Raw genomic sequence first — 16817 nt, 5'->3', positions numbered from 1 at the left:
CGAAACGCGCGTCACCGGCACGGGGGCGCGGCTCCGATTCGAACCGTGGCGGGCGATCCCAACAGCCGGTTCCCCCGCCGGAACCCTCAGCGGTCTTGGGGCGCGGGTCTTCCGTGGCAGGGGTGTCCTGACGTAACGTCACGAGCGCCGTCATCCGTATGGCGGAAGTTATTTTCCGGTCGAATGCTCCTGGCTTGGGCTTGGGCTTGCCCTGCCCGTGGGGTGAACCACCGACGTCACGCGGACCTCACGCGGACGTCACGAGACGGAAGAAGCGCCACCATGAAATCTGATCGCGACGACCCCGCAGCGCCGTCCGAGTCCCCGGGCGAGGCCGCCGCGCTCACGGGCGTACCGGCCCAGGACGGACACTCGCCGAGCGATCCCGCACACCGCCCCGCCGACGACGCGGCCCGTACCACCGAGAAGGTCCACTCCACCGACGCGGCCCGTACCACCGGCAAGGTCCACCCCGTCGACGAGATCCTCCCCCCGGGACGGATGCTGCTCGCCAGCTTCCAGCACGTCGCGTCCATGTACGCGGGCGCGGTGTCCGTCCCCCTCGTCGTCGCCGTCGCGACGAAGATGTCCCCCGGGGACACCGCCGTCCTCATGGGCGGCAGCCTGCTCATGGCCGGTATCGCCACGCTGCTCCAGACCCTGGGCATCGGCAACTTCATCGGTTCGCGGCTGCCGTTCGTCAACGGCGTCTCCTTCGCCGGTGTCGGCGTGATGCTGACGATCATCGCCACGCAGGGCGGCATCGAGGCGGGCATGCCCGTCGTCTTCGGCGCGATCATCGTGTCGAGTCTTTTCGGCTTCCTGGTGAGTTCTTATTTCTCCCGTCTGGTGCGGTTCTTTCCGCCAGTGGTCACCGGTTCCGTAATCACGCTGATCGGGGTGTCCCTCGTCCCCGTCGCCTACCGATGGATCGTGGACGAGTCCCCCAGCGGCACCGCCGAGCCACGGAGCATCGGGCTCGCCGGGGCGACCATCCTGATCATGCTGCTGCTCCAGCGGTTCACCCGCGGCTTCCTCAAGCAGGTCAGCATGCTCATCGCCATGGTCTGCGGGACGCTGCTCGCCGTGCCCATGGGGCTGGCCGACTTCTCCGCGCTGCGCGGGGCGGATCTCTTCGGCGTGCCGAATCCCCTGCATTTCGGCGCACCGCAGTTCTCGCTTCCGGCGATCGTCTCGATGTGCGTGGTGATGCTGGTGATCCTCACCGAGTCGACCGCCGACATGATCGCGCTGGGGAAGATCGTGGGGCGTGAGGCCGACGAGAAGACCATCGCCCGCGGCCTGCGCGCCGACAGCCTCGGATCGGCGCTCAGCCCCCTGTTCAACGCCTTCCACGCCAGCGCCTTCGCGCAGAATATCGGACTGGTCGTCATCTCCAAGGTGCGCAGCCGGTTCGTCGTCGCGCTCAGCGGCGCGATCCTCGTCCTCATCGGCCTCAGCCCGGCCGCCGCGGCGCTCGTCTCCGTCGTCCCGATGCCCGTACTCGCCGCCGTGAGCCTGTTCCTCTTCGGCTCCATCGCGGTCAGCGGCATCCAGACCCTGCTCCAGGCCGACCTGCACCGCGGCGACAACGCCCTGATCGTCGTCGTCACCCTCGGCGCCGGGCTCGCGCCCTCGCTCTCCGACGGGTTCTACGCCGCTTTCCCGGACTGGGCGCAGATCATCCTCGGGTCCGGTATCTCTACTGGCTGCATTCTGGCGGTCGCCCTGAATCTCGTCTTCAATCATTTCGGCAGGAAGGGTGCCCGGGTCGGGGAGCAGGAGGAGCCGGTGCTGTCCCATTGATGTCGGCGAATTCCAGGGGGCGTTGTCTTTGGGCGACGCCCCCGAACCCTTTTAGGGGTGATCTCCGTGCAAGGCCGTTCCCATCTTCTCCCGTTCCTCTCTCGCTGCGATGCGCTGGAGTGGGGTGTGGTCGCCGGTCCCGTACGTGGTGGACGGGGGTGCCGCCCAATTTCCAGCCCGTCCGGCGTTTGAGGACGATCGGTGACGGGTGGACCACCCCACCTCCAAACGAAGAAACAGGCACAGCCCGCAAAACCCAGCCCGTCCGGTGTTTGAGGACAACGCCCCCGGCGTTCACCGGCACCCAGAAGCACCCCTCCGGCCACCGACATCGACCGCACTCCTTCCTGACGGGCTCGCCTCCCGGCCCGGTTTCCGGCTGCGGCTCGCGTGCCTGCCGTGGCGATGCTGGACGGCGGGACAGGCGGCCCGCTCCGCACGGCCGCAGCCTGCTCGTAACCCGTCCATAACCTGGTACAGACTTTCTGGCCGGATTCCCCCTCGGCAACTTCCCTTTCTTCCGTCACGCTGGTGCTCCGCACCACCGCCGTCGGTCACCCATGCCGACGAGGCCCAGGAAGGCATCCGACCGTGACGCAGAACCGGGACGGTACGCGCCCCTCGCCCGTTCGGGACCAGCCCACCGCCGGCCGGATCCCGCTCCGTGCCGACCTGCGCGCCGCGCTGCCCGACGCCGCCGCGGCGCTGGGCGTCACGGCCGCCGTGTTCGTGTTCCTCTACGCGCGCATGCGGTCGGGCGACTCCGCCACGGTCTCGGTCATGCCGTTCATGTCCGACCCGAACACGTACTGGATGTACCTGCTCAGCCAGGCGTTCGGCTGGTCGGGGCTGCTGTGGGCGTGGGGCACGGTGATGCTGGGGCTGCTGCTGTCGGGGCCGCGGCCGGGGCGGCTGCCGGTCTCCCGGGTCGTGTTGGAGCGCTGGCATCGCACCACCAGCCTGACGACCATGGCCCTGATGTTCGCCCACGCGCTGATGTTCGCCGCGGAACTCGTGCGGGACGCGGCGGGCAAGCCGTGGGTGACGCGCGGGTGGTCCGCGTTCGTGGACACGTTCGTGCCCGGCGGTTACGACTCCGGGACCGGCAAGCTGGCCATCCCGATCGGGCAGGGGGCCCTGTACCTGGCCATTCCCCTGGGGTTGCTCTTTTACGTCCGGCACCGCATCAGTCCGCGTATGTGGCGGCGGCTGCACCGGTTCGTCATCGTCGTGTACGTCCTGAGCGTCTGGCACACGCTGCTGTACGGCACCAACGTCTGGTACGGGGAGTGGCCCCGCACCGTGCTGTGGCTGCTGCAACTGCCCGTCGCCGTGCTGCTCCTGGTCCGGCTGCTGCGGCCTGCGCGGCGCTCCGAGCGGCTGGGGGCGCCCGGTCGGGGGGAGGGCCCGCTGCTGGGCTGGTCCGTACGGGCCGTGGGGCGGCTCGCCGCCGCGGCCGTGGTCGTCGGCCTTCTCGTGGTGGTGCTGTCCGGGCATGACGGTGGACGGGCCCGGCCGGCGGAGGCGCCGGCGAAGGCGCCGCATGCGCATGCGGATGCGGATGCGGATGCGGAGGAGTCGGGGTGAGTTCGGTGCGGATGGGCGCGGGTGGGCTGGTCGGCGGCGGCGTCGGCCGGGGCTGAGCGTCCCTGCGCCTCGTTCGCTTCCGGGGGCGGGGGAGTGTCGGGGGGCGGCGGGGGCGCGTCGGGGGTCATCGGGGGGCTTCTGGGTGCCGGTGAACGCCGGGGGCGTTGTCCTCAAGCGCCGGACGGGCTGGATTTTGCGGGCCCTGCTCGTTTTCTTGCCTGAATGTGGGGCGATCCGCCCGCCACCGATCGTCCTCAAACGCCGGACAGGCTGGAATTCACGGGCCCCGCCCGCTTCCTTGCCCGAACGTGGGGCGATCCATCCGTTACCGATCGTCCTCAAACGCCGGACAGGCTCGATTTCGCGGGCCCCGCCCGCTTCCTTGCCCGAACGTGGGGCGGTTCACCGGTTACCGATTGTCCTCAAACGCCGGACGGGCGGGATATCGCGAGACCCACCCGCCTCCTTCCCCGAACGTCAGACGGTCCACCCGTCACCAACTGTCCTCAAACGCCGGACAGGCTCGATTTCGCGAACCCCGCCCACTTCCTCGCCCTGGATCACCAGCCGCCCATTGATGTGCGGGGCGTGCGGACGAGCCGCGCGCCCGCACCCCCACTCATCCTCCGCTCACTCGCCACTCACTCCCTGCGGACCGCCCGCAGCACCAGCCGTTCGGCGTCCTGGTCGTAGGGGCGGCCGTCGAAGCCGCCGAAGATCTCGACGCGTTCGAACCCGGCCTCCTGGGCCATCCGCCGCAGTTCGACGGCGCTGTAGACGAACCACACCAGCGAGGCCCGCGTCACCCGGTCGCCCCGGACCAGCACCCAGTCGCTGCGCAGCCGCGCCCAGTCGTCCAGCACGGTGTCGGTCTGGACGAGGAGATCGTCGCCGCGTTGTACGACCTTGGGTGGGACGACCTTGCGGGCCAGCAGTTCCTTTCCGGCCACGTCCAGGATCAGGGTTCCGCCCGGCGTCAGGCAGGTGTGCATGGTCCGCAGGACGCGGAGGTTGTCGGCCGGGTCCTCGAAGTAGCCGAAGGACGTGAACATGTTCAGGACGGTGTCGAAGGACTCCGGCTGCGTGTACTCCAGCACGTCGGAGTACACGTAGCGCACGGTCTGGCCCGCCTCGGCCGTCAGCTTGCGGGCGCGGTCCAGCATGGCCGGGCTGCGGTCGACGCCGGTGACCTCCAGGCCGCGGCGGGCGAGCGGGACGGTGAAGACGCCCGGGCCGCAGCACAGGTCCAGTACCCGCGTGCCGCTCGGAAAGTCCAGGAGGGGGGAGGTGCTGAGCAATTCCTCGGCCTGGGTGAAGCGCTGTTCGGAGAAGAGGAAGTCGTAGAACTCGTTCCAGAAGTCATCGTCCTGGAACCCGCCCGTGTGCGTCATCGCGCGCCGGTGTCCTTTCTGTGCGGTTCGGGTGTTTCTTTTGGCCAATGCCGTTGGTGTGCGACTCGTTCGTGTGCGACTCGTTCGTGTGCGGCTCGTTCGCGTTCGTGTCATTGATGTCGTTCGTGTCGTCGTCGTGGAGGTGCGTCGCGGCCTTACGGCGGAGTAAGAGGAGGAGAGGCGGCAGGAGCAGGCACTGTGCGGCGGCCAGTAGCCAGAAGAGGCCGGTGTTCCCGGTCTGTTCGCCCCATCCGTAGAGCTGGCCGCCCAGTACGCCGCTCGCGCCGGCGCCCAGGCCCGCGGCGAGCCGTTGCTGGCCGAAGACCACGGCGTCGGAGCGCGGGCTGCGGCGCAGGGCCTCCAGGTCGTTCTTGAGGAACAGCACGATGTCGCCGAGGGTGATCAGCGCGCCGCCCACCAGGAGTGCCCACCGGGTGCCGATCGCCAGGACCGCCAGCCCCAGGGCCAGCCCCGCGAAACCGGCCGCGAGCGCCGTCCCGTACGGCAGCCGCCGGATCAGCCCGGACGCCGGCGGCTGGAGGACGATGACCAGGACGAAGCAGACGAGCAGGACCAGGCTGTAGAACTCGCTGGAGGCCCGCTCCACCGCGTACACCGCCAGGTAGTGCTGGAAGTGGAAGTAGAGGTAGAAGGCCAGGGCGTTGGCGGCGAACGGGAGGACGGCCACGCCGGTCAGCAGGCCGGTACCGGTACGGGCGGCCCCGGTGGTCGGCTGTTCACCGTTCGCCTCGTTCGCGTTGTTCGCGCCGTTCGCCTCGTTCGCCTCGTTCCCCTCGCGTCGTCCCAGCTCGGGCAACCGGGCGTGCCCCGCCAGGACGATGACGAACAGTGCCGTCACCGCGACGAACAGCGCGCCGGGCGACGACAGGACGAACGGGCCCGCGATGAGCGGGCCGACCGCCATCCCCGCGTTGAGCGCCGCGTTCCCGGCGGACAGGAAGGCCGGGCGCCGGTCCTCGTCCACGCCGTGCACCAGGTACGCCTTGTTGGCCGGGAGGTAGAGGGCCGCGCCGCAGCAGGTGAGGACGAGGGCGCCGACCGCGAGCGGCGGCCAGCGCAGCGCCAGCAGCAGCCCGACGAACCCCGCCGTACGGATGACCAGCGCCCACACCATCGTGCGCCGCAGCCCGAAGCGGTCCGCGAGCGCCCCGCCGACGATCCCGCCCGAGAACTGGACGAGCGACGCCACCGCCAGGACCACCCCGACCGCGCCCAGCCCCATCCCCAGCCGTTCGTGCAGGAACACCGACATGAACGGCAGGACCATGAAGCTGCCGAGCGGGATCAGGAACGAGCTGAGGAGGAGGAAGCGCAGGGGACCGTTCAGCGATCCCAGGGCGGTGCGCAGCCCGGGGGTTCGAGGGGCGGGGGCGGCCGGGCTGCTGGTGCCGGGGCCGGCGCCGTCCGGACCGCTGGCGCCCGGACCGGCGCCGTCCGGACTGCTGGTGCCCGGCCCGGCGCCGTCCGGACCGCTGGCGCTCGAACCGGTGGTCCGCTCAGCCACCGGCCGCCCGATCCGTCCCGTTGACCTGTCCTAGCCCGTTGCCGGCACGCTTGGCTTCGCCGGCCCGTTTCCCCTCGTCCTCGAAAGGCACCGTCAGCACCCGCACCGCGTTCGCGGCGGCCACCGCGCAATGGGTGGCCAGCTCGGCGGTCTCGGCCTCCGCGTAGACGATGCCCGCGTACCCCCGGCTGTCCCCCAGGTGCTCGATGGGGTCGCCGGTCCGTTTGATGGGGTACCAGGCGGGGGCGCCGGGCATGTCCGCGAGCCGGTCGAGCCCGGTGACGCCGGTGAACGCGCCGGGGCGCTCCGGATAGCCGAGGACGAAGGCGACGGCCGGTCCGCCGGGGAACTCGGCGTCCATGAGGCCGGGGCGGCGGCCGAGCGCGGTCTCGATCATCGCTTCGTACACGTTGACGCCGAGCGACCGGCACAGGCCCTCGCCGACGAGGGCGCCGCCGATCCGCGGGTTGATCTCCACGACCTCCGGACCGGCCGCCGTGAGGGCGAACTCGACGTGTGCGAAGCGGTCGGTGTACCCGACGGCCGCGAGCACCCGGTCGAGCCAGTCCTCCAGCGCCGCCCGCCGCGCCTCGGGGAAGGCGACGGGGAACGCGGTGATCTCCTCGCGGAAGTGCGGCTCCGGCGACATCAGGCGGCTGGAGACGCCCAGCAGCCGGGTCCGTCCCTCCCAAGTGAGCGTCTCGGCGCTGTAGACCGGGCCGGAGAAGTACGGTTCGGCGAACAGGCGGCCCGTCAGCCGCCGCCCGGCGGCCTCGCGCAGCGCCGCGTCCAGTTCCGCCTCGTCGCGGACCAGCCAGACGTTCTGACTGCCCGTGCCCGCCGTGTCCTTGAGGATGGCGGGCAGGCCGGCCTCCTTGAGGACGAGTTCCGATGCCTCGGCCGCCCCGGCCGCGACCTCGACGGCGCCCGCCCGCGTCAGCCCGGTCGCGTACAGCCGGTTGCGTACGGCGGCCTTGTCGCGCGTCAGGCGCAGGATCTCGGGGGCGAGGCCGGGCAGGCCGAAGCGGGCCGTCAGCTCGGCGCCGACCAGCGTCCAGGTGTCGGTCGAGCTGATCAGTCCGCGTAGGTCCGGCACCTGGCGGAGCCGGGCCGTCACCGCGTCCGTGTCGAAGGTGTCGATCTCGACGACATCCAGGGCGGCGTTCGCGGGGAGCCGTTCCAACTCGTAGGTGTAGTAGGACGGGTCGCGGGTCAGCAGGAGCAGCCGCTCGCCGAGGGCGTCGGCGGCGCGCGCCAGGTGTCCCAGTCCGAAGGTGAGTGATTCCAGGCAGGCCACGGTCACGCGGCGGGTTCCTTCCAGTGCAGAGGGTGGGAAGTCCGGTTCCGGGCAGCCGCGCCGGGGGCCCGGCCGCAAGCCACCAAGCGAGAAGCCCGGCCGCTCGCCACCAAGCAAGCAGCCCGGCCGCAAGCCGTCGTCACGCCACGGACTCCTTCCAGCCCGCCGGGCAAGGGTTCCGGTTCCACGCCATCGTCGACCAGGGCATGGCCATCTCCTCCGGCGAGCCGACCTCCACCGGCTTGAGGGCCGCCGGGTCCAGGGCCTCCGCGTGCCGGGCGTGGACGCGCTCGACGTAGCGGTGGCCGGTGTCGGCGCCGATCACCAGGTGGAGGCGGTCGGGGTGGCGCCGGGCCTCGTGGGTGGCGGTGAGGTAGGCGGCGCCGGTGGAGAGGCCCGCGAAGACGGCGTGGTCGCGCAGGAGGGCGACCGTTCCGGACATGGCGTGGGTGAAGTCCATCCAGTGGATGGCGTCGTACAGGTGGTGGCGGACGTTGTCGAAGACGATCGACGAGCCGATGCCCGCGATGATCGCCTCGGGGTCGTGGTGGTCCTGGCTGCCGAACGTGACGCTGCCGAACGGCTGGACGCCGACCAGCCGCACGGACGGATCACGGCGGCGCAGGTGCTCCACCAGCCCGCCCGTCGAGGCCCCGGAGCCGACACCGCCGACCACGGTCAGCGGACGGTCCGGCACGTGCGCGGCAATGAGGTCGGCGACCTCCCGGTAGCCCAGGTAATGGACGTCGTCGTGGTACTGGCGCATCCAGTGGGCGTCGGGCCGCCCGGCGAGGAATTCGCGGACCCGCCGCACCCGCAACTCCTGGTCGAGCTTGAGGTTCCGGGACGGCCTGACCTGCTCGACGGTGGCGCCGAGGATTTCGAGCTGGGCGCGGGTGGTCGCGTCCACGGTGGTGGACGCCACGATGTGGCACCGCATTCCGTAACGGTGGCAGGCCAGCGCCAGCGCGTACGCGTAGATGCCGCTGGAACTGTCGACGAGCGTCTGTCCGGGGCGGACCGTGCCTCGGGCGAGGAGGTGGCGCACGGCGGCGAGGGCGGAATAGATCTTCATGGACTCGAACCGGACCAGGACCATGCCGTCGGTCAGACGGACGAGATCCGGGATCTTGAGGGCGTCGGCGATATGGGGGTGTATCACCCGTAGCCTCCCTGGGCGAAAGAGCACTGGTGGCCGAGCGAGTGGAAGAAGGCGGAGATGTCGTCCTTGGCGGACGGGGTGGGACGGCGGACGAAGAGGTAGCCGACCAAGGACCCGGTGTGGGCGACGAAGACGCCGTCGGCCCCCAGTTCCTCGCGGTGCGCCAGGACGGCGTCGAAGGTCCGCTTGGGCAGCACCTCTTGGGACAGGACGGCGCTGGTCGTCGCGGCCCGGGCCACGGCGGCCGGGTCGGCGGCGGAGAAGCCCTTGAGGAGGTCCGTCAGGCACCGTTCGTACTCCTCCGCGCGCCGGCGGTACTGGCGCAGCAGCAGGGGGGTGACGGCGGTGGTGTCCACGGTCCCGGGCTCGGTGATGTAGGCGGTGTGGAAGCCGAGGGCGGTGCCCAGGCGGCGCACCACCCGGTGCCGGGCGCTCAGGTAGAGCGCGAACTCGTCGAGGAAGACACTGTCCGCGCGTTCGATCGCCGCCAGGATGCCGGTGACCGCCTGGGGGTCGTACGGCAGGGAGAAGACGTGGAAGAGGCAGCGCAGGGTGGCGACGATGTCCGCCGTGGAGCTGGCCATGCCCACCCCGACCCGCAGGTCCGAGTGGGTGCTCCAGCGGCCGGGCGGCAGCGTGAGCCCGTAACGGTCCAGGAAGAGGCGGGCGGCGGTGGCCGACTTCTCGCCGGGGGGAAGGGGATCGGGCGGGCCGGTTCCGGGCGTGAAGTAGACCCAGGAGTGGCGGTCCACGGGGAACGAGACGAGGGCGATGTCCGGGCGCGGCCCGGCCCGCAGCGGGCCCTGGTAGAGCTCGCCCAACGTGCCGTGGCAGACGCCGCAGGCGGGGCGCGGCACGCGGTCTTGGGGGGACATCAGGCCGGGAGGGCCGGCGACGGGCGTAACCGGGCGGTTCCGGCTTGGACTTCGGCCCTGGCCCTGGCCCTGAAGGAAATGGCGGGGGCGGTAGCACGCGGGCGGGGCTCTCGCGTACGGAGCCGGTGGCCTTCCGTACGAAGCCGGGGCCCGGGCCCTCCCGTACGGAAGCGGAACCCTCCCCCACGACGCCGGAATCCTCCGGCCGTTCCTCCGGCCGTTCCTCCGGCCGTTCCTCCGGTCGCTTCTCCGGCCGTTCCTCCGGTCGCTCCTCTGGTCACGAACGCGTCCTCCCTCGTCATCCCGATCCCACTTCCGAGGACGACGGGGACGTGACGTGGCTGGACGGCGCGCCGCGTACGCGCGTCGTTCCGCCAGCACCGCCGACCCAGCCCTCGAAGGTCACCGTGAACAGCGCGTGCGGACGCGCACGCGCGCAGCATGGCAGGTCTTCGGACTCGCGGGCCCGGTGCCGGGCCTCCGGCACGCACCTACTGGCCGTCGCTTCCCAGGTCCCTGGATGGGGCCCAGTGCCGTTGACGGCGGTCGTTCCCACTCACCGCTGCGGGGCAGTCCCGGATTCGCACCGGATTCCCTCTTACGACGCGCCACCCCCCTGTGGCGCGAACCAACTGCGCTCATCAGCGTAGAGATACCGCTCCCCATGCGACAGATGAGCACCAACCGTTGTCCGGTTATGACCGTTCGCTCGGGGAGACGGGGCGCCCGGCCGGGACGGTGATGGCTGACCGGGGCAGTGACGCGCATGTCCGACGGGCTTGCGAAGGGCGTGTCCGGTTTTGGTCGGCGCTCCGGGGCCCGATTCCGGCTTTCATCGGCACTTCGGGACCTGATTCCGACTTTGCCCCTCCTTGGGGAAAGAATCAAGACAACCCTGCCGTTCTCGGGCCGAACCGCGTCCACCGTCACGGAAGGCACGTAAGGAAGCCATATGCCCGGAAGGCACGTAACCGCCAAGGCGCGTAACCGGAAGGCGCACCACCAGAACGCACGTAGCCGCAACGCACGCGGCCGGAAGCCGCGCAAAGCAACAGGGCGAGCGCCCGGCGCCCCCGTACAGGGGTCGCCCGCGCCCGCCCCGCCGCCGTATCGGCGTGCGTCACCGCGTCATCGGCGGATCAGCGTGCGTCACCGCGTCAGCGCACGTCACCGCGTCACCGAGCGGCCACCACCTTCTGCCCCTGCCCCTGCTCCTCGCCCCGTCCGGCGGGAGCGGCCTGCGGCAGGCGGGCGCCTTCGATGTCGATGTGCGGGATGGCGCGGTCCAGCCAGCGGGGCAGGGCCCACGCGCGGCGGCCGAGGAGGGCCAGGGCCGCCGGGACGAGCGTCATCCGTACGACGAAGGCGTCGATGGCCACGCCGATGGCCAGGGCGAAGCCGATGGACTTCAGGATCGGGTCGGGGTTGAAGATGAAGCCGCCGAAGACCGCGGCCATGATCAGGGCGGCGGCGCAGACCACCCGGCCGCTGCTGGCGACGCCGTGGGTGATGGCCCCGGCCGCGTCGCCGGTGTGCTCGTAGTGTTCCCGCATGCGGCTGACGAGGAAGACCTCGTAGTCCATGGCCAGGCCGAACAGCACGCCGATGAGCAGGACGGGCAGGAAGGCGACGACCGGTCCGGCCGCCGGAACCTGGAGGGCGTCGGCCAGGTGGCCGTCCTGGAAGACCCATGTGGTCGCGCCGAGCGCCGCGGCGATCGACAGCAGGAACCCGAGAACGGCCTTGAGGGGCACCAGCAGCGACCGGAAGGCGAGGGCCAGCAGGACCAGGGCCAGGATCACGATGATGGCGACGAACAGCGGCAGCGCGTCGGAGAGCTTGGCGGACACGTCGATGGCGGCGGCCGTCGCACCGGCGACGTACAGGGTGCCGCCCGCCCGGTCGACGTCGGGCGCGTGCTCGCGGAGCCGGTGGACGAGGTCGGTGGTGGCCTGGTCGTCGGGGCCGGTGGTGGGCACCACGCCGATCACGGCGAGGGTGCCTTCGGGGTTGGCGATCGGCGGGGCGACGGCGGCGACGCCTCGGTCGTGGGAAAGGGCGGCGCCCAGTTCCTTGACCGTCTGGGCGCGCCGTTCGGCGGGGATGCCGTCGGTGTCGACGATGGCGGTCAGCGTGGCGTTGAAGCCGGGGCCGAAGCCCTGGCTCAGCAGGTCGTAGCTCTTGTGCTGGGTGGTGTCGGTCGGCTGCGCGGCGTTGCCGGGCAGGCCCAGGCGCAGGTCGCGGGCCGGCAGCGCGAGCGCCAGCAGGCCGAGGACGCCGACCAACAGGACGACCACCGGCGCGCGGGTGACGGCGCGCCCCCAGGCCATGCCCCACGCGCCGGGCGCACGCTCGGCGCGACCCGGACGCGAGCGCCGGCGCGGACGCGGGCGCAGCCGCTCGCCGAAGAGGCTGAGCACGGCCGGGACCAGGCTGATGGCGACGAGCACGGCGAGCAGGACGGTGACGGCGGCGGCCAGGCCCATGATCGTCAGGAACGGGATACCGGTCGCGGACAGCGCGGCCAGCGCGATGATCACCGTGGCGCCGGCGAAGACGACGGCGCTGCCGGCGGTCGCCACGGCGCGGGCGATCGAGTCGTTCACGTCCGCGTCCGGATCGGCGAGTTGCTCGCGGTGCCGGGCGATGATGAACAGCGCGTAGTCGATGCCCACGGCGAGCCCGATCATGAGGGCGAGCGCGGTGGCGGTGCCGGTCATCTCCATGAAGCGGGAGACGAACTGCGCGCCGAGCACGCCGATCGCCACGCCCACGGCCGCCGTGATCAGCGGCAGTCCGGCCGCGACCAGCGACCCCAGGGCCAGGGCCAGCACGACGAAGGCCACCACGACGCCGACGATCTCCGCCGGCCCGCCGACCTCGATCTCCGGCGTCATGACCGAGCCGCCGAACTCGACCTGGAAACCGGCGTCGCGGGCCGGGTCCATCGCGCGGGACAGCGCGTCCTTGGCCGACTGCGGCACGTCGGAGGCGCCCTGCTTGAAGGACACGTCGGCGTAGCCGATCGTCCGGTCCCGGGAGACGGTGCCGGTCTTGAGCGGGTCGGAGACGTTCACGACGCCCTCGGTGCCGGCGGCCTCCTTCAGGCCGGCGGCGATGACCCGCTGGGCCTTGGGGTCGGTGAGCGTGTCGCCCTTGGGGGCGGCGAACACCACGCGCGCCACCCCGCCCGACGCCTGCGGGAACCTCTCCTTGAGCAGGTCCTGTGCCTGCTGCGACTCGATCCCCGGGACCGAGTACTCGGTGGTCGGCTTCCCGTGCAGGGTGATGCCGAGGCCGCCGATGACGGCCAGCAGCAACAGCCAGACCCCTATGACCAGGCCGCGGCGGCGCACCACCCACCGTGCCCATGCGTACAGGCGTGACGCCATGTGCGCCTTCCTTCCAGAGCTCGTCCATCGTATGGGCTTACACTCTATGGCGTTATTGCACCCGAGTGTAAATTCGCTACAGGTGCTAGATTGCCCGCATGGTGGTGGAAGGTCTGCGGGAACGCAGCAAGGCCCGGCGCAGGGAGGCGATCCTGCGGGCCGCGTACGAGCTGTTCGCCGACCACGGTTTCGAGGCGACGACGATCACGGACATCGCCGAGGCCGCGGAGGTCTCCCGGCGCACCGTCACCCTCTACTTCCCGTCCAAGCTCGACCTGGCGATGGCCCACTTCGACGCCTGCACGGCCCGGCTCGCCACCGCCCTGCGCGAACGGGAGCCCGGACGGAGCACCGTGGACGCGCTCGAAGACTGGCTGCGCGACGAGTTCGCCCGCCGTGACGCGCTCGACGACCTGATGGACCGGATGTTCGACCTCAACCCCCAGCTCAAGTCCGCCTGCCTCGCCCGCATGGCCGACGTCCTTGAGGAAGGCGCCCGCATCCTCGCCGAGGAAAAGGGCGGCACCCTGGGGGACTTCGGCCCGCGCATGGCGGCGGCTGCCGCGGCGGCCGTCATCTACGAACTGGGCCCCCGCCCGACAGAGGCCGACGTCGATGTGGCCATGGCCTTCCTGCGGGCCGGCGTCGCGGCGCTTCCTTCCGCGACCGGGACCGGGACCGAGACCGGCTGAAGCGCCTTCGCCTCTTTTGAAGCGCGCCGCCCCGGGCTGACGGAAGCGCGCCGCCCCCGCCCTCGCCCTCGCCCTCGCGCAAGCGGACCACCCCCGGCCTCACGGCAGCGCGCCGTCCCAGCCCTCGCGCAAGCGCGCCCGTCCCGGGCCCTCGCGGAAGCGCACCACCCCCGGCCTCACGGCAGCGCGCCGTCCCGAATTCACGGAGGCGCACCGTCCCGGACCGGTCGTGTTCGAATCGGCGGGTAGGCTGGCTCCGCAGCGGTTCGCCCCGTCCACCAGGCGGGATGCGTCGCAAGAGGGAACCCGGTGGGAATCCGGGACTGCCCCGCAGCGGTGAGCGGGAACGACCGCCGTCATACGCACTGGGCCCGGCGACGGGCCCGGGAAGCGACGGCCAGTAGGTGCCCGCCGGGAGACCGGCAGGCACGCCCGCGAGTCCGAAGACCTGCCACTGCCCGTACGCCACCGGTGCGTGCGGTGATCTCGGCGGCCTCGCGGGAGGGCCGGCGACGACGGGTGGACACGCGCGCGGCGATGTGTCCGCCCGTGTGCGCCGCTCCTTCGCGTCCGCGTCCTCGTCCTCGGACACACGCCGGGATCGTCCCCGCGATGCGCGAAGGAGAGTCTCGTGGCCGAACGTCCCCTCACTCCCCCCTGCACAGTGCCTGTGTCCGACCGTCCCGGGCTCGTCCGCCTCGGGCTCGTCCTCCCCGGGCCCGTCCGCCTCGGGCCCGTACAGCGCCGGGAACGGGCCACCGCCGGGGGCTGGCATATGCCCACACTGGCCGGGGCGCCCCGGCCAACGACGCACCCGGCGGCCCATCCGACAGCCCGTCCAACGGCCCGTCCAACGTCGGCGGCCTCCCGAACGACCGCCCGCACGCCGCACCCGGCCCAGAACTGAGGGAACGTCACCCGTGGACAGCATCACCACCGGCCCGGCCCACAAGGCCCCGGCCGACTCGCGCGTCACCCTCGCCCACATCATGAGCGAGCACGACACCAACCTGTACGGCACCATCCACGGTGGCGTCATCATGAAGCTCATCGACGACGCCGCCGCTGCCGCGGCCGGACGGCACGCGGACGGCCCCGCCGTGACGGTCTCGGTGGACCGGATGTCCTTCCTCGCCCCCGTCCACGCCGGCGACCTGCTGAGCGCGCACGCGTCGGTGGAGTACGCGGGGCGCACCTCGATGGACGTCGGGGTGCGGGTGACCGCCGAGCGGTGGAACGCCTCCGGGCCCACCGTGGAGGTGGTCACCGCGCACCTGACGTTCGTCGCCATCGACGAGGACCGTTCGCCCCGGCCGGTACCCGAACTGCGCCCGGTCACCCCCGAGGACCACCAGCGGTACCTACGGGCCGTGCGGCGCCGCTCCCTCCGCACGGAGCAGCGGACGGCCGCGGGGTGAGGGGATGGGGCGGGACGCGTTCCAGGGCGCTCGGTCTTCGTGGTGCGCCCCGCCCATCCCGCCCCGGCCCGCTGCCAAGCCCCGCCCCGCCTTCAAGCCCCGTCCGCACTCACACGAGGCCCGGCCTCGCCAGTTGACGGCTCGGCCATATCTACTGCCGTTCAGAGGCGGTCAGTTGACCGTCACAACCGCCGTGTTGTTCGCGGCATTCGGGTCGTGCGGGAGCTTCTCGCCGAAGGGCGGCAGGAGGCTGACGGAACCGGTCGCGCCGGGCACCACGGTGTCGACGCGCAACGAGAAGTCGTAAGAACGCTTCGTGTTCTCCAGCACCCAGTACGGCAGGTCGCAGTCGTAGCGCGGGGCGCCCGTCGGCCGCGACAGGAATCCGCCGGAGAGGGTGCGCGGCTCGCAGCCCTCCGGGACGCCGGTGACCGTGGTGCCCTTGGGAACGATCAGGCTGAGGGTGGCGACCGCGTCGCCGGAGCCGAGGTTGCCCACCCACCCCGGGCCGTTGTTCGCGAACGTGACCCGGGCCGTGACCGTCTCGCCCGCCGCGCCGGAGACCGGGGCGCCGGTCACGGAGAAGTCCGCGGTGTTGTCCGCGTCGATCAGCACCGACCTGTAGTTGTCCTCGGACTTGAGGTCCTGGGCGCCCGCGCCCGGCTCGACGCTGATGTCGAGCCGCTCGTTCAGCGCGTGCCGGGCGAGTTCCACCCGCAGGGGCGCGGGCAGTTCGAAGGACTCACCCGGCGCCAGCTCCCGGTCGAAGGAACAGGTGGTGTGCGAGATCGGCGACACGTCGCCACCGTCACGCGGCGTGGACGTGCACGCGTCGTACTCGGTCAGCTTCCGCAGGCCGTAGGTGGACATCAGCTTCACCGTGAAGCCGTGCGCGCTCTCGTTGCCGTTGTTGGTCAGCTTGAAGGGGATCGTCCTGGTGTCGCCGGGGGTGGCGTGCTCGATCCGCGGGATGTCGGCGATCGCCAGGTCGGGTCCGGAACCGACCGTGAGCGTGGTGGAGAAGCTGTCGCGGGGCGCGGTGAGCGTGCCGTCGGGGCCGCCGACGGCCGTCGCCTCGTAGGTGATCCTGCCCTGGGCCCCGGACGCGGCGCCGTCGGCCGCGCGCACCGTCAGGGGGACCTGCTCCCCGAGGTCGCCGCCGCCCAGCGGGATCCCGGGTACGTCGCACACCGCGGTCGTGCCGGTCGGGGCGCAGTTCCGCGGCCAGGTCACCTTGGCGATGTCGGCGACGCCGGAGATGTCCACGGTGACCTTGCCGTCGGTCACCGTGAAGTTGCCGTTGTCGTGGTACAGGCCGACCGCGAGCGTGCGGCTCCGCGGCTCGCCGCCGTCCGTACCGAGCGGCAGCGCCAGCTCCGACGGCGCGGCGACCCACAACTGGTCGGTCTGCGACGTGGCCGCGGACGCGGGTGCGACGAAACCGGCCGTGAGCAGGCCGGCCGCCGCGGTGACACATGCTCCGAGGCGCAACGAGCGCCGGACGGAGACGGGTCTCATGTCTTCTCCCAGGGGGAAGTGGCCGGGTGGCCAAGTGGTGGGGGGGGGGGGGCGGGCCCCGCCAGGAAGGTAAAAACAAAATTAAAATGTAAGGCGAAATGTGGTGGGTTTTTTTTGGAGGAGTAGAAGGGCGGCGGGGCCCGGGGTGGGGGTG

General features: G+C 71.6%; 11 protein-coding genes and 2 riboswitches. Of the genes, 4 read left to right on the top strand and 7 right to left on the bottom strand.

Going from position 1 to position 16817, the window contains the following annotated elements; all coding sequences use genetic code 11:
- Nucleotides 1-282: 282 nt before the first annotated feature.
- Nucleotides 283-1806, top strand: coding sequence for a nucleobase:cation symporter-2 family protein (locus ABZX96_RS02875; RefSeq protein ID WP_355536748.1), 1524 nt, complete (start codon nt 283-285; stop codon nt 1804-1806).
- A 591-nt stretch (nt 1807-2397) separates the two neighbouring features.
- The gene (locus ABZX96_RS02870) at nt 2398-3393 is read left to right on the top strand and encodes a ferric reductase-like transmembrane domain-containing protein (protein WP_355536745.1); all 996 of its coding nucleotides are present in this window, start codon (nt 2398-2400) and stop codon (nt 3391-3393) included.
- A gap of 641 nt (nt 3394-4034) precedes the next feature.
- Here the strand turns inward: ABZX96_RS02870 and ABZX96_RS02865 are convergent.
- The 6 genes from ABZX96_RS02865 to ABZX96_RS02840 all read right to left on the bottom strand — a co-directional run bounded on the left by ABZX96_RS02865 (nt 4035) and on the right by ABZX96_RS02840 (nt 13035).
- Nucleotides 4035-4784 (bottom strand): class I SAM-dependent methyltransferase, encoded by a 750-nt coding sequence (locus ABZX96_RS02865; protein WP_355536742.1) that lies wholly within the window; start codon nt 4782-4784, stop codon nt 4035-4037.
- Nucleotides 4753-6153 carry an MFS transporter gene (locus tag ABZX96_RS02860; RefSeq protein ID WP_355537386.1) on the bottom strand — a complete coding sequence of 467 codons (1401 nt, stop codon included), beginning with the start codon at nt 6151-6153 and terminating at the stop codon, nt 4753-4755. Before ABZX96_RS02860 ends, ABZX96_RS02865 begins: the two co-directional genes overlap by 32 nt.
- Before the next feature lie 148 nt (nt 6154-6301).
- Nucleotides 6302-7612, bottom strand: coding sequence for an ATP-grasp domain-containing protein (locus ABZX96_RS02855; RefSeq protein WP_355536739.1), 1311 nt, complete (start codon nt 7610-7612; stop codon nt 6302-6304).
- Between the two features lie 133 nt (nt 7613-7745).
- The gene (locus ABZX96_RS02850; protein WP_355536736.1) at nt 7746-8768 is read right to left on the bottom strand and encodes a cysteine synthase family protein; all 1023 of its coding nucleotides are present in this window, start codon (nt 8766-8768) and stop codon (nt 7746-7748) included.
- The gene (locus ABZX96_RS02845) at nt 8765-9643 is read right to left on the bottom strand and encodes a hypothetical protein (RefSeq protein WP_355536733.1); all 879 of its coding nucleotides are present in this window, start codon (nt 9641-9643) and stop codon (nt 8765-8767) included. The genes ABZX96_RS02850 and ABZX96_RS02845 overlap by 4 nt, the downstream gene beginning before the upstream one ends.
- A gap of 425 nt (nt 9644-10068) precedes the next feature.
- Nucleotides 10069-10291, bottom strand: a riboswitch (cobalamin riboswitch).
- 527 nt (nt 10292-10818) lie between these two features.
- Nucleotides 10819-13035: an MMPL family transporter gene (locus ABZX96_RS02840; protein ID WP_355536730.1), complete on the bottom strand. Its 2217-nt coding sequence runs from the start codon at nt 13033-13035 to the stop codon at nt 10819-10821.
- Between the two features lie 98 nt (nt 13036-13133).
- Between ABZX96_RS02840 and ABZX96_RS02835 the strand changes: the two genes are divergently transcribed.
- Both ABZX96_RS02835 and ABZX96_RS02830 read left to right on the top strand, forming a co-directional pair.
- The gene (locus ABZX96_RS02835) at nt 13134-13727 is read left to right on the top strand and encodes a TetR family transcriptional regulator (RefSeq protein ID WP_355536727.1); all 594 of its coding nucleotides are present in this window, start codon (nt 13134-13136) and stop codon (nt 13725-13727) included.
- Nucleotides 13728-13972: 245 nt separating this feature from the next.
- A riboswitch (cobalamin riboswitch) is annotated at nt 13973-14198 on the top strand.
- A gap of 449 nt (nt 14199-14647) precedes the next feature.
- A complete protein-coding gene (locus ABZX96_RS02830; RefSeq protein WP_355536724.1) occupies nt 14648-15145 on the top strand; it encodes an acyl-CoA thioesterase in 498 nt (165 codons plus the stop codon).
- A gap of 171 nt (nt 15146-15316) precedes the next feature.
- On the opposite strand, the gene ABZX96_RS02825 is transcribed toward ABZX96_RS02830, so the two are convergent.
- Nucleotides 15317-16663: a hypothetical protein gene (locus ABZX96_RS02825; RefSeq protein ID WP_355536721.1), complete on the bottom strand. Its 1347-nt coding sequence runs from the start codon at nt 16661-16663 to the stop codon at nt 15317-15319.
- Between the last annotated feature and the right edge of the window lie 154 nt (nt 16664-16817).

Source organism: Streptomyces sp. NPDC003077 (genome assembly GCF_040611095.1).
Taxonomy (GTDB): Bacteria; Actinomycetota; Actinomycetes; order Streptomycetales; family Streptomycetaceae; genus Streptomyces.
This window is presented reverse-complemented; position numbering and strand designations above follow the sequence as displayed.

Coding starts and splice junctions, on each gene's coding strand:
- ABZX96_RS02825 (WP_355536721.1), bottom strand. CDS start 16,663: ATGAGACCCGTCTCCGTCCGGCGCTCGTTGCGCCTCGGAGCATGTGTC.
- ABZX96_RS02865 (WP_355536742.1), bottom strand. CDS start 4,784: ATGACGCACACGGGCGGGTTCCAGGACGATGACTTCTGGAACGAGTTC.
- ABZX96_RS02875 (WP_355536748.1), top strand. CDS start 283: ATGAAATCTGATCGCGACGACCCCGCAGCGCCGTCCGAGTCCCCGGGC.
- ABZX96_RS02845 (WP_355536733.1), bottom strand. CDS start 9,643: ATGTCCCCCCAAGACCGCGTGCCGCGCCCCGCCTGCGGCGTCTGCCAC.
- ABZX96_RS02835 (WP_355536727.1), top strand. CDS start 13,134: ATGGTGGTGGAAGGTCTGCGGGAACGCAGCAAGGCCCGGCGCAGGGAG.
- ABZX96_RS02840 (WP_355536730.1), bottom strand. CDS start 13,035: ATGGCGTCACGCCTGTACGCATGGGCACGGTGGGTGGTGCGCCGCCGC.